We start from the raw sequence: 13,720 nt of genomic DNA on the forward strand, positions 1-13,720 counted from the left end.
TGCAGGGATCCGCCTCCTCGGCTCTTGTGCCCGGACAAGGGCGCAAGAGGCGAGAGTGACGGCTCCGCCTGCTGGACGCTCTCCCGGATCTCGGCCTTTCGGCCCGGTTTGATGCACGAAAGCGCTTGACCCGCTTCGCCCGAACCGGCTCGATCCAGCAAGAATTTCACTTAACTACGTTCCGTGAGCTGCTTCATTGACGCGGATCAAAACCCAGAAGAACCACCCTGCCCAATGCAGATTTCGTCCTTTGGGCCGCCGGGGCAGTCGATAGGACCATGCCTGGAACGAGGCTTTCGGCAAAACGGCGGCTCACCGGAGATATCCGGCCATGGGCTCATTGTGAGCGTCTTAGCTCGCGCAGTGGTAGTCCTCACCGACGCTCGCTCGTTGAGCTCAAGTCACAGTTGCGCTTTTGACAATACCGGCAGGAACCTCGCTTCTCAGAACACATCCCAGCCGGTTCGGATCTCCCCCGCAGGGTCATCGTGTCATCGAATAATCCGCGCTGGCTACATGCCCATATCGGGGGTCATCGCCTGCGATGGCTTCTCCTCCGGAAGATCGGTCATGGTTGCCTCGGTCAGCAACAAGGTGCTTGCGACCGAAACCGCGTTCTCAAGTGCCACACGCACGACCTTGGTCGGGTCGACGATTCCCGCTTCAACGAGATCGACATATTGCTTGCGGCCGGCGTCGAAACCAAAACTGCCTTTGCCTTCCAACATTTTTGCAACGACGACGCCGCCGTCCACTGCGGAATTCTCAGCGATCTGCCGCACCGGGGTCTCCAGTGCCCGTTTCAGGATAAGCACACCCGTGCGCTCGTCGCCTTCCACGAGCTTTTCCTCCTCCTCGATGGCAGCGGTGCAGCGCAGCAAGGCAAGACCACCGCCGGGCACGATACCTTCCGCGACTGCCGCTTTGGTGGCGCTGATCGCGTCGTCCAGCGCTTCCTTTCTTGATTTCATCTCCGACTCGGTCGGAGCACCCACCTTGATCACCGCAACGCCTCCGGCCAGCTTTGCAAGCCGCTCCTCCAGTTTCTCGCGATCGTAGTCGCTGGTCGTGTTTTCGATTTCCCGGCGGACCTGCTCAATTCTCGCCTTGATCGTCTTGCCGTCACCCATCCCGCCCACGATCGTCGTGTTTTCCTTGTCGCTGACAACGCGCTTGGCATGGCCGAGTTGCTCCATCGTCACATTCTCCAGCCTGATGCCGAGCTTCTCCGAAATGACCTGAGCCCCCGTCAGCACCGCTATGTCCTGCAGCATGGCCATGCGCCGGTCGCCGAAGCCGGGAGCCTTGACTGCACAGCTCCTGAGCGTGCCTCGGACGGTATTGACGATGAGGGTGGCGAGCGCGTCCCCTTCCACGTCCTCGGCGACGATGAGGAGGGGCGCGCCCGACTTTGCGACAGCCTCGAGAAGTTTGACCAGATCGTTCAGGGAGCTGATCTTACGGTCAACGACCAACACCAGCGCATCCTCGAGCACAGCCTCCATCTTCTCGGCATCCGTCACGAAATACGGCGAGAGGAAGCCTCGGTCGAATTGCATGCCTTCGACCACGTCGAGCACGGTCTCGGTCGTCTTCGCTTCCTCGACGGTAATGACACCTTCGTCGCCGACCTTCTCCATTGCCGCACCGATCAACGTTCCGATATCGGCATCGTTGTGTGCGGAAATCGTTGCGACCTGTTCCTTTTCCCGCCTGGTTTGAACGGGCTTGGAGATTGCTTTCAACGTCTCGACGGCGCGTTTTGCTGCCCGGTCGAGACCGCGCTTGATGTCGATTGCACTGGCGCCGGCGACGACGTTGCGCACACCATCGGCAAATATCGCCTGCGCAAGAACGGTCGAGGTGCTGGTCCCATCGCCAACCATGTCGCCTGTCTTTTCCGCGGCCTGCCTGAGCATGCGGGCGCCGAGATTCTCCTCCGCATCCTTGAGGTCGAATTCCTTGGCGATGGTGACCCCGTCGTTGCAGACAATCGGTGCGCCCCATTTCCTTTCGATGAGCACCGATTTCGAACGTGGTCCGAGCGTTACGCGTACGGCATCGGCAAGCTGCGTGGTGCCACGCAGAATCTTCTCGCGGGCTTCGGAACGAAAGAGCACCTGCTTGTGACCCATGGAAAAACCCTCGACCTGACAAACGCGCAACGTCGAATGCTGGTTGCGCAAGGTGCGGTCACTGTGCCACCGCAGCGCGTCCTGCGATTTGACGCGGATCAAGGTTGCTGTTTCTCTCGCCCGGGCTGTACGGAGCGGACCTCGGGTCAAGCGCTCCACTCTGATAGCAACTCGAATGAAGGCAAGCGTTGGCAGGGCTATCTGTTAGATGCTGAGAAAGATACCTTAGTCGAGGTGGAAGCCACGGGCATCCGAAATCAGGAAGCCGCCGGTGATCAGAGGAATTTTCAGGAAGGGACCGAGTTCATTCTTATCCTGGATAGGCAGTCCGGCAACATATGGATGCCGCTTCAGGACAGTCTGCCAGATCGTCGGAAAATCCAGTCCCTCACTCAATGCCGAATTGCTTTTGGTCAGGAGGCGCGAGACGGGATCGACCATAAAAGGGCACTTCTGCGGGTGATTTGTTGGCTGCCAAAATATCTATCCGCGACGCGTACGATTTGATTCAGATCAAATCTCAGCTTTGCCTGGGGTCGTGCCACCGAGGGACGCAGCTTCGAATTTTTTCAGAAGTAATCCGTCACGAGGGAGCCGAGTCTCGGGCGTGTCGTCGCACCGTTTCGACTGTTCTCTGCCGCCAGACTTCTGCATCCAATTCCTACAAACTCGAAACGGCGGGAGAAATCAGGTGCTCAACGCAAGTGCCGAAGCGATCCTGCGCTTCAGCCGGCGGGCCTTCTGAAATCGCGTAGGAAGAACTTGAAGCGGCGGGCTCGCGGCTCTCCAACCTGATCTCGAAATTGCCGGCGAAGAACGCCCGAAGAAAATCCCCGGCCGCACCCCTGTTGTCGGTGGCTGCCATGAAGCTGCCGTTGTTGCGGACCTCGTAATCCAACCTGTCCTTGGATTGAAAGGTCTTCGACACGAATGCGGCGTCAGAGAGCGGAATTTGACTGAAATCGTCCGCTCCGATCAGCTTTCCCGCCACCGCGATGAAGCCAACTGCAACGGTTTTGTCCACCTTGCCATAGCCCGCAAATGCGGTGAACTCGATGAGCTCCGGCGCAACGGGACTTTCCAGGTCCAAGATGATTTCGCAAAGTTTGGTCTGGGAGTTTTCTTCCAGGGTGTAGGTATAGGTAATGCCACTCGGCGTAAGGGCTTGCGCCCTGGTGTTGGGCGTGCCCAGCCCCATCAGGATCATCGACAGTACAACGCGCCAGCACGAGGGCTTCATCGCCAAGCCATCCGTCTCTACAGATCAGGTTTGGTAGGATAGTCCCCGGCAGGACAAGCGTGATTGATCGATATCAATTCATGCTGGAAATGCAGCCGACACCCACCATTCGCACAATATCGGCTCATGATTGATGCCGATCAAAGCCGTCGTCCCTCGGCCTTGTACTCATGCCACGGATCGCAATCTGTGGAGCACTGCCATGATCGGCATCACATTGAGCCCTGAAGAGATCGAAGGCGCGCCACCTGAGGTGCGACGGTGGCTGGAACGCAAGATTACCGTCCTGCTTGGGCAAACGACACACGTGCTACCGCACTCGCCGCAGCTCGCCAACTGCACGCTCCAGGAGGCGGAGGCGATCTATGTTTCGCTCCGCGATGTGGTTCCGGTCGTCAACGTGTTCTTTGAACTCGGCCGCGGGGCCGCAAGCGTCGTCCAGGACGACATGGAAGCCTTCACGCTTGCTGACCTGTTGCATCACACACGCCTGCCGGACCTGCAGCAGCTTATCGCCTGCCTGCGGCTCATCGACCGTGCTTTCCACGAAACGCATGGCGAGAACGACGCGCTGTTTGCGGTGGACCAGGAAGGATACTGCATCATGCTTGCCGAGACGCGGCGCACCATACGGTTGCTTTGGAACCACCTGATCGCAGCGCATGCAATTGTGCCGCAGGAAGAGGCGACTGCCGCAGACGCGGGATTTGCGCTGCCGTTCACCATGTCCGGCACCGTACCATCCTCTTCCATCCATTTGAGCAATGTATTTTCGAGTTCAGGCGCGCCTGAACAGTCCGCGACCAACAACGGGGCAAGAAAACAATGATTGCCGACTGGCGCACCGGCATGGTGCTTGGTCTCGTCGTCCTCATCGGTGGCGCAGGATATTATGCCTGGCAGCAATCCCGCACCGATGCGTTGCCGGACGGGATCGCGAGCGGCAACGGCCGTATCGAAGCCGTGGAGATCGACGTATCGGCAAAGTCTCCTGGCCGCATCAAGGAAATCCTTGTCGACGAGGGTGATTTCGTGAAGGCGGGGGATGTGCTTGTGCGCATGGATACGACCCAGCTTGAAGCGCAACGCCGGCAGGCCCAGGCCCAGTTTCAGCTGGCGAAGATCGGCGTCGACACGGCCAATACGCTGATCGTCCAGCGCGAGGCGGAACGGACCGCAGCGGCGGCCGTGGTGACACAACGCGAGGCTGAGCTCGATGCAGCAGAGCGAACGCTCAAGCGGTCCGAACGTCTTGCCGATAGCAACACCGTCTCGCAACAGGTTCTCGACAACGACCGGGCCACCGAGCGGGGTGCGGCAGCCACGGTGGCGGCGGCTGAAGCGCAGCTTGCGGCCAGTGAGGCGGGCATCAATGCAGCGAAAGCGCAGGTCGTCGATGCAACGGCGGCGGTGGAATCTGCCCGGGCGGCCATCGAGAGCATCGAAGCCGAGATCGATGATGCAACGCTGCGTTCCCCGCGCGATGGGCGTGTGCAATATCGCATCGCCGAACCCGGCGAGGTTTTGGGCAGTGGCGGCAGGGTCTTGAATCTCGTCGATCTGGGCGACGTCTACATGACCTTCTTTCTGCCCACCGCCCAGGCGGGACGCGTGGCGATCGGCACCGAAATCCGCCTCGTCCTGGACGCCGCGCCGCAATATGTGATCCCCGCCAAGGCGATATTCGTCGCCGACGTCGCGCAATTCACGCCAAAAACTGTCGAAACTGAAGAAGAACGTCAAAAGTTGATGTTCCGGATCAAGGCGCAAATCGCACCGGACCTGCTGCGCAAATATATTCAGCAAGTGAAAACCGGACTGCCTGGTGTGGCCTATGTCCGGATCGATCCCGAAGCAGAGTGGCCCACCGCTTTACAGGGGACCTTGCTCCAATGAGCGGCGACAGCGATCCGAGCCGCTGTGTCGCGCGGTTGGATGGTGTCGACCTTTCTTTTGGGAAAGTGCGCGCCCTCGACGCCATCACCCTCGACATTCCTTCCGGCCAGATGGTTGGGCTGATCGGTCCCGATGGGGTCGGTAAGTCCTCCATGCTGTCGTTACTCGCCGGCGCCAGGGCAATCCAGAGGGGACGGGTCGAAATCCTCGGCGGCGACATGAGCAGCGCCGCACACCGTCGCCGGACCTATTCGCGTATTGCCTATATGCCGCAGGGACTGGGGCGCAATCTCTACTCCTCGCTTTCGGTACGAGACAATGTCGACTTTTTTGGCCGCCTCTTTGGTCATGCACGTGGGGAGCGGGAACGGCGCATCGCTGAACTCCTACAAAGCACGGGTCTTGCCCCCTTCGCAGACCGGCCGGTGGCCAAGCTTTCGGGCGGGATGAAACAGAAGCTCGGCCTCTGCTGCGCACTCATTCACGACCCGGACCTTTTGATCCTCGATGAGCCGACCACCGGCATTGATCCGCTGTCGCGGCGGCAGTTCTGGCAACTGGTCGACCGCATAAGGAACAGCCGCAAAGACATGAGCGTGATCGTCGCGACCGCCTATATGGAGGAAGCGGCGCGTTTTGACTGGCTTGTCGCGATGGATGACGGTCGCGTGCTCGCCTCGGGCAGCCCGGCAGAGTTTCTGGAGCGGACGGGCGCGAGCGATCTCGACGCAGCCTTCATCGCGCTGCTTCCTCCCGAGAGACGTTCCCAATACAGCAAGGTGATCATTTCGCCGCGACCGGAACGATCAGACGGCGAGGTTGCGATCGAGGCAGAGCAGTTGACCAAGCGGTTCGGCGATTTCACCGCGGTCGACGATGTCAGCTTCCGCATCAACCGCGGCGAAATCTTCGGCTTCATCGGCTCGAACGGCTGCGGCAAGACGACCACGATGAAGATGCTGACCGGCCTGTTGGAGGCAAATGATGGCCGGGCGATGCTTCTGGGCCGCGAGGTCGACGCGCATGATACCGAGGTAAGGCGCCATGTCGGCTACATGTCGCAAGGATTTTCCCTCTATTCCGAACTGACCGTACGCCAGAACCTGGAACTCCATGCGCGCTTGTTCGGCCTGCCTGCCGAGAGCATCGGGGCACGGGTCGACGAGGTCGCGCGGCAGTTCGGCCTGGCAGGCATGCTGGACATGTGGCCACAGGCGCTGCCGTTGGGCAATCGCCAGCGCCTGTCGCTGGCCGTTGCAATGATACATGCACCCGACGTCCTCATCCTGGACGAACCCACATCCGGCGTCGACCCCGTCGCCAGGGACGGCTTCTGGAATATCCTCATAGACCTCTCGCGCCGGCTCAACGTAACGGTCTTCGTTTCGACCCATTTCATGAATGAAGCGGAGCGCTGCGACAGGGTCGCGCTGATGCACGCGGGCAAGGTACTGGCCAGCGACACACCTGCCGCGATCATTGCCCGCCGCGGAAAGCAGACGCTCGAAGCTGCCTTCATCGATTATCTCGAGGATGCGGCAGCCGTAGACCAGGTTTCCGCTACGTCCGCCGAACCGTTTGCAGAACATTCCGATCTTGCCGGAACCGACCGGCACCACTTTTTCGATTTCCGCCGCATGTATGCCTATACGTGGCGCGAAGCACTTGAACTGGTCCGTGATCCGATCCGCGCGACATTGGCCATCATCGGCAGTCTCATCCTCATGTTCGTGATCGGCTACGGCATCAACATGGACGTTGAGGACCTCACCTTTGCCGTGCTCGATCATGACGATACGGCAATCAGCCGGGATTACGCTCTGCAGCTTTCCGGCTCCCGCTTCTTCACCGAGAAACCGCCACTTGCCGGCTATGCTGACATGGACCGGCGCATGGAACGCGGCGAGATCGCGCTGGCCCTGGAGATCCCGCCGGGTTTTGGGCGCAACCTGGCGCGAGGCCGCGAGGTTTCGGTCGGCGCGTGGATCGACGGCGCGATGCCGGCCCGGGCCGAAACGGTGCGCGGCTATGTCGAAGGAATGCATGTGACCTGGCTCACGCAGAAGGCGCGTGAGCTCTACGGTGACAATGCGGCTCGAAGCGAATTCCAGCTTGAAGTGCGCTATCGCTACAATCCGGACGTGCGCAGCCTGGACGCCATCGCGCCGGCGGTCATTCCCATGCTGCTCTTGATGATCCCTTCCATGCTGGCAGTGCTGAGCGTCGTGCGTGAGAAGGAACTCGGCTCCATCGTCAATTTTTACGTCACTCCGGTGACGAGACTGGAGTTCCTGCTCGGCAAGCAAATGCCTTACGTCTGTATCGCCATGCTGAACTTTGTCCTGCTGGTCGCCCTCGCGGTCTTTGTCTTCCGCGTGCCGCTGACCGGCAGCCTGGCGACCCTGACGGCGGCGGCCTTCCTTTATGTCGTTGTCGCGACTGCCGTGGGCCTGTTCCTTTCCACTTTCATGCGCAGCCAGATCGCAGCGATCTTCGGCACGGTGTTGATCACCATGATCCCTGCCTCGCAGTATTCGGGCATGATCGACCCCGTGTCGTCGCTGGAGGGCGTCGGCGCCTGGATCGGCCAGATCTATCCTGCCACCTATTTCATGATGATTTCGCGCGGGGTCTTCTCGAAAGGGCTCGGCTTTGCCGACCTGTCGGGAGCATTCATTCCCCTGTTGGTAGCCATCCCCATCCTGATCGGCCTCAGTGCCGCTTTTCTCCGAAAGCAGGAACGCTGATGCTGTTGGCCAACATCTTTAATCTCGGTGTGAAGGAACTGCGCGGCTTAAAGCGCAACACCATGTTGCTGGTGCTGGTGGTGTATGCCTTCACGGCAGCGATCTATGTGGGATCCAAGGCGATGCCCGAGACCTTGAATCGGGCGCCGATCGCGATTGTGGATGAGGATCAGTCTTCGGTATCGTCACGCATCACCGAGGCATTCTACCTCCCTTACTTCATTCCGCCCAGGCTCATCGCGCAGCCTGAGATGGACCTCAGGATGGATGCCGGCCTCGACACCTTCGCGCTCGACATTCCGCCGAATTTCCAGCGCGACCTGCTGGCCGGGAGCACACCGACCATCCAGCTGAATATAGACGCCACACGCATGTCCCAGGCTTTCACCGGAGGTGGATATGTCCAGTCCATCGTGACGGGCCAGATCCGGGAGTTCCTGACCCGTCACAGGGCCGAAAACAGGATGCCGGTGGAGATCGACCTGCGCTCGCGATTCAATCCGGAGCTGAACAAGGGATGGTTCGGCGCGATCAACGAATTGATCGAGGCCGTCACGATGCTTTCCGTCATCCTCACTGGTGCCGCACTGATCCGCGAGCGCGAGCACGGCACGATCGAACACCTCATGGTCATGCCAGTCACTGCTTTCGAAATCATGGTCGGCAAGATCTGGTCCATGGGAGCTGTCGTTCTGGCGGCGACGGCATTTTGCCTGTTCTTCGTTGTCCAGGGTTTGCTTGACGTGCCGATCCAGGGATCATGGGCGCTGTTCATGACCGGTGCAGCCCTCGACATATTGGCCATGACCTGTCTGGGCCTGTTCCTTGCGACTGTCTCGGGATCGATGCCCCAGTTTGCGCTGCTGGTGATGATGATCCTGATGCCGCTTCAATTGCTGTCGGGCGGCGTGACGCCGCGCGAGAACATGCCAGAAATCATCCAGGCCATCATGTACGCCGCTCCCAACACACATTTCGTGATCCTGGCGCAAGCCGTGCTCTTTCGCGGCGCTGGTCTGGCCGTGGTTTGGCCGCAGCTCGTCGCACTGGCGGTCATAAGTGCGGCGCTGTTCTTGTTCTCGCTGCGTCGTTTTCGCCAGTTCCTGCAGTAGGTCATTGGAACGCATCGCTTGCCCGTTATGGCTCGCGCCCGCGCGCAGCGGCGTCCAACGAACTTGATTTGACGCAAGGCGCCAACCGTTCGTGCGCTTAGAGTGATCACCGGTCAAACGACGAGGCGATGATCATGGCAAGCACGGCATTGCATACTTCGCAAAAGAGTTTCCAGCATGCGGCCGAACAGGCCCAACAATGGGTGAACGAACTGGCCAAGGACCTCGACTGGAGCGAGCAGGATGCCTTGCGGCTGTTGAGGACGGTCCTGCATGCGCTGCGCGATTGGCTCTCCCTCGAGGAGATCGCTGATTTATCCTCCCAGTTGCCGGCGCTCATCAGGGGGATTTTCTTCGAAGGCTGGAGCGCGACTGAACCGGCGAGAGACCGCAACAAACGCGACTTCGTCATCCGCGTCAGGCATGGTTTCGGCTACGAACCGAACCTTGACTATGACATTGCCATCGGGGCTGTGTTTCGGCTTCTCGACCACCACCTCTCCCATGGTGAGGTTGTCCAGGTCCGCAACTCGATGAAGAAGTCCCTTCGGCATCTGTGGCCGCACGCGTGAGCGTTGCTTGGCGACAAGCTAAGGCAAGGGCAATCGCAAACGACGTCTCGCGCAGCTCGGTTGAGAGGTTATCTCACCCGCGCCGGACAACTTGATGTGGACACGACGGCCGCCGAGGCAACCAAGTCCTGCGAGCGTCACTTGTCTGTCTTGGCGAGACCATTGCCGTCACCCAAGCTCAGATGATGACCTCCGTGACCGGCCGCGGCTTGGGTCGATCGGCAGCCCCACGCCAAAATTGACGAGCGTCAAGGCTTGCCATCTCTGGATGCTGTTCACTGCCCCTCACGGTTCCAACAGCGGAGGGCGCCATGTCCACAACCGAAATCAACATTCCCATCCACGATGCCGCACCGGCGTCATCGACGAAACTGAAACTCGGATCCCTGACGGCACTGGTGATCGGCTCGATGGTGGGGTCGGGCGTGTTCAGCCTGCCGCAGAACATGGCAGCAGGCTCGGGCCCGCTGGCGATCCTGATCGGCTGGGCAATCACTGCAGTCGGCATGCTCGCGCTGGTGTTCGTCTACCAGTCGCTGGCAACCCGCCGGCCAGAGCTCGATGCTGGTCCCTATGCCTACGCCAAGGCCGGGTTCGGCCCCTTCATCGGTTTCACCAGCGCCTGGGGCTATTGGATCAGCGCCTGGGTCGGCAACGTATCCTATGCCGTGATCGTGTTCAGCGCGCTGTCGTATTTCTTCCCGGCTTTTGGCGATGGCAACACATGGCAGGCGGTGCTGGGCGCATCGATCCTGTTGTGGATCATCCACGTTCTTGTCCTGGCCGGTATCCGTCAGGCGGCAGTCATCAATCTCATCGTGACGGTGGCCAAGATTGCTCCTGTCGTGCTTTTCGTCGGCGTGGTTGCGGTCGCTTTCAAGCTCGACGTATGGACCTTGGACTTCTCCGGTTTGGGCAATCCAGCCCTCGGTACGATCACGGCCCAGGTGAAAAGCACCATGCTGGTCACGCTTTGGGTTTTCATCGGCATCGAGGGAGCGAGCGTGTTTTCGGCCCGTGCCGAGCGCCGCAAGGACATTGCCACCGCGACGGTGCTTGGCTTCTTCACCTGCCTGGCACTTTATGCCCTGGTTTCGCTGCTGTCGCTCGGCATCATGAGCCAACCTCAGTTAGCCGCCTTGAAGAACCCGTCCATGGCCGGGGTTCTTGAAGCCGTCGTCGGGCCGTGGGGCGCCATACTCATCAATCTCGCTTTGGTGGTGTCCGTCGTCGGCGCGTTCCTGAGCTGGACCCTGCTGGCAGCAGAAGTCCCCCATGTCGCTGGCAAGGACGGGACCATGCCCCGGTTTTTCGGCAAAGAGAGCACACGGGGCGTGCCCTCGACGTCGCTGCTCATCACCAATCTGCTGGTCCAGGCCTTTCTAGTGATAACGCTTTTTGCCAACAGCACCTATCAAGCCCTCTTCTACATCGCCTCTACGGCCATCCTGGTCCCCTACATCTTCTCGGGAGCCTTTGCAGCCAAGCTGGCATTGACGGGCGAGAGCTATCGAGAGGGCGAGCAGCGCGCAGGACCTTTGGCCGCAGGCCTGCTGGCCACGCTGTATGGCGCGTGGCTCGTCTATGCTGCAGGGCCAGCGAACCTGTTCATGTGCGCAATACTTTACGCACCAGGTGTCGCCTTCTTCATCTGGGCACGCCGCGAAGACAACAAACGTGTCTTCCATCCCGTGGAAGCGATCCTCGCGATCGCCCTGATCGCAACCGCCATCTTCGCCGTCTACGAAATGTGGACCGGCGCTGTGAGCGCACTGTGAGCGTCGGCACCATGACAAATCTCGGAGTCCATTCAGAAACCGGCCGTCTGCGCGAGGTCATGGTCCACAGGCCGGATTTGAGCCTGCGCAGATTGACGCCGGATAACTGCAAAGCGCTGCTCTTTGACGACGTTTTGTGGGTAAAGCGGGCGCGTCAGGAGCACGATGTCTTCGTCGACGCCCTGCGTGAGCGCGGTGTGATCGTCCATTCCTTCGGCGAACTGCTTGCGCAGACCATGAACATCCCGGAGGCGCGTCAGTGGCTTCTCGACCGCCGCGTGCACGCTGGCTTCGTTGGCCTGGACATGGTCGATGAAATGCGGGGATGGCTCAATGAAATGCCATCGGACCTTCTGGCGAGCTTCCTGGTCGGCGGGATCGCCCGGGCGGAGCTCCCATTTGAACCGAAGGGGCTGACCGGCAGGGCCCTCGCGCCACAAGACTTTGTGCTGCCGCCTTTGCCGAACCAGCTTTTCACCCGTGACAGTTCCTGCTGGATCTACCGCTCGGTTTCCGTCAACGCGATGTATTGGCCGGCCCGGCGGCCGGAAGCGGCCAACGTCGAAGCCGTCTACCGCTATCATCCGCGTTTCGAACCCGACGGTTATGCCTTCGTGTCTCCCACGCCTGGAACTGGTGTCAGCCTCGAAGGCGGCGACGTCATGCCGATTGGCCATGGCATTGTGCTTGTCGGCATGGGAGAGCGCACCACACCGCAAGCGGTAGGAGAGCTGGCCCGCAGTCTGTTTGCCGCCGGAGAGGCAACGCGCGTGATCGCAGCTTTGATGCCGCGCGATCGCAGTTTCATGCACCTCGATACGGTCTTTACGCTATGCGACCGGGATCTCGCCACCATGTACCCGCCGGTGGTCGATCGGCTTCGCACGTTTTCGATCCGTCCGGGCGAGGGCGACGCGGCAGTCGATGTGCGGGAAGAGAATGCGCCATTCACGGAGGTTGTCGCTGACGCGCTCGGGCTCAAGGCGCTGCGCATCATCGCCACCGGAGGTGATCGCTATGAGGCCGAGCGCGAGCAATGGGATGATGGCAACAACGTGGTCGCGGTCGAGCCAGGTGTCGTCATCGGCTACGACCGCAACGTCTACACCAACACGCTTTTGCGCCGTGCCGGCATCGAGGTGATCACCGTCGAAGGCGCCGAGCTCAGCCGCGGCCGCGGCGGCGGCCACTGCATGACCTGCCCTATCGCGCGCGATCCGCTCTGAAAGGAAGAATTATGTCGATCAACCTGCATGGCCGCTCAGTGCTTTCGCTGGATGACCTTACGGCGGCAGAAATCCGCTTCCTCCTGAAATTGGCGGCCGATCTCAAGGCCGCCAAACAGGCAGGACACGAGATTCCGCGCCTGGTACGCAAGAACATCGCCCTGATCTTCGAAAAGGACTCGACGCGCACGCGAACGGGTTTTGAGGTGGCTGCCTATGACCAGGGCGCGCATGTCACTTATTTCGGTCCGACCGGCAGTCACATCGGGCATAAGGAATCCATGAAGGATACGGCACGCGTGCTTGGCCGCATCTACGATGCCATCGAATATCGCGGCTTTGGCCAGCATCAGGCCGAATTGCTTGCGGCGCATGCCGGCGTACCCGTCTACAACGGCCTGACGGACGAGGCGCATCCAACACAGATCCTCGCGGACTTCATGACCATGCGCGAATTCACGCATAAGCATCTGTCGGACATGACCGTGGTGTTTGTCGGTGAGGGACGCGACAACGTTGCCCAATCCCTTGCGATCGGCGCCGCCAAGGTTGGCATGGATATCCGCATAGCTTCGCCCAAAAAGCTTTGGCCGGACGACGCCTTCTGTGCACATGTACGGGATCTGGCCCAGCACAGCGGCGGCCGCTTCAGATTGGATGAGGATCTGGTTGCCTGTGTCGAAGGCGCCGACTTCATCTACACCGACGTCTGGCTGTCGATGGGTGAAGACAAGGCCGGCTGGGCGGATCGGATTGGTCTTTTGACACCTTACCGCGTGACGAAGGACGTGATGGCATCAAGCGGCAATCCGCATGTCAAATTCATGCATTGCCTGCCGGCATTCCACGATACCGACACCGAAGTTGGCGCCTATATCGCGCGCGAATACGGGATCGACTGCATGGAGGTCACCGACGAGGTCTTCGAGTCTGACGCTTCGATCGTTTTCGAGCAGGCGGAAAACCGTATGCACACGATCAAGGCGCTGCTGGTGGCAACGATCGGCAATTGAC

11 protein-coding genes are annotated in these 13,720 nt (G+C 60.3%); 8 read left to right on the forward strand and 3 right to left on the reverse strand.

Annotated elements, in window-relative coordinates; translation table 11 throughout:
- Positions 1-512: 512 nt before the first annotated feature.
- From groL to L4923_RS13495, 3 genes are all read right to left on the reverse strand, one after another.
- Positions 513-2,135: a chaperonin GroEL gene (gene groL, locus L4923_RS13485; RefSeq protein WP_239366009.1), complete on the reverse strand. Its 1,623-nt coding sequence runs from the start codon at positions 2,133-2,135 to the stop codon at positions 513-515.
- A gap of 225 nt (positions 2,136-2,360) precedes the next feature.
- Positions 2,361-2,576 (reverse strand): hypothetical protein, encoded by a 216-nt coding sequence (locus L4923_RS13490; RefSeq protein ID WP_239365822.1) that lies wholly within the window; start codon positions 2,574-2,576, stop codon positions 2,361-2,363.
- Positions 2,577-2,796: 220 nt separating this feature from the next.
- On the reverse strand, positions 2,797-3,381 hold the full coding sequence (locus tag L4923_RS13495) for a hypothetical protein (RefSeq protein ID WP_239365825.1): 585 nt from the start codon (positions 3,379-3,381) through the stop codon (positions 2,797-2,799).
- A 196-nt stretch (positions 3,382-3,577) separates the two neighbouring features.
- On the opposite strand from L4923_RS13495, the gene L4923_RS13500 reads away from it, so the two are divergent.
- The 8 genes from L4923_RS13500 to argF all read left to right on the forward strand — a co-directional run bounded on the left by L4923_RS13500 (position 3,578) and on the right by argF (position 13,719).
- Positions 3,578-4,204 (forward strand): hypothetical protein, encoded by a 627-nt coding sequence (locus L4923_RS13500; protein ID WP_239365827.1) that lies wholly within the window; start codon positions 3,578-3,580, stop codon positions 4,202-4,204.
- Complete coding sequence (locus L4923_RS13505) at positions 4,201-5,271, forward strand: HlyD family secretion protein (RefSeq protein WP_239365830.1); 1,071 nt, start codon at positions 4,201-4,203, stop codon at positions 5,269-5,271. Before L4923_RS13500 ends, L4923_RS13505 begins: the two co-directional genes overlap by 4 nt.
- Complete coding sequence (rbbA, locus tag L4923_RS13510) at positions 5,268-8,018, forward strand: ribosome-associated ATPase/putative transporter RbbA (RefSeq protein WP_239365832.1); 2,751 nt, start codon at positions 5,268-5,270, stop codon at positions 8,016-8,018. The genes L4923_RS13505 and rbbA overlap by 4 nt, the downstream gene beginning before the upstream one ends.
- Positions 8,018-9,130, forward strand: a complete 1,113-nt coding sequence (locus L4923_RS13515; RefSeq protein ID WP_239365834.1) for an ABC transporter permease — start codon at positions 8,018-8,020, stop codon at positions 9,128-9,130. Before rbbA ends, L4923_RS13515 begins: the two co-directional genes overlap by 1 nt.
- 134 nt (positions 9,131-9,264) lie before the next feature.
- A complete protein-coding gene (locus L4923_RS13520; protein ID WP_239365836.1) occupies positions 9,265-9,702 on the forward strand; it encodes a DUF2267 domain-containing protein in 438 nt (145 codons plus the stop codon).
- A 311-nt stretch (positions 9,703-10,013) separates the two neighbouring features.
- Complete coding sequence (gene arcD, locus L4923_RS13525) at positions 10,014-11,480, forward strand: arginine-ornithine antiporter (RefSeq protein ID WP_239365838.1); 1,467 nt, start codon at positions 10,014-10,016, stop codon at positions 11,478-11,480.
- 11 nt (positions 11,481-11,491) lie between these two features.
- A complete protein-coding gene (locus L4923_RS13530; RefSeq protein ID WP_239365840.1) occupies positions 11,492-12,706 on the forward strand; it encodes an arginine deiminase in 1,215 nt (404 codons plus the stop codon).
- An 11-nt stretch (positions 12,707-12,717) separates the two neighbouring features.
- Complete coding sequence (gene argF, locus L4923_RS13535) at positions 12,718-13,719, forward strand: ornithine carbamoyltransferase (protein WP_239365842.1); 1,002 nt, start codon at positions 12,718-12,720, stop codon at positions 13,717-13,719.
- Position 13,720: the final 1 nt, after the last annotated feature.

Origin of the sequence: Terribium retamae (assembly GCF_022347545.1) — a bacterium.
Lineage (GTDB): Bacteria > Pseudomonadota > Alphaproteobacteria > Rhizobiales > Rhizobiaceae > Mesorhizobium > Mesorhizobium retamae.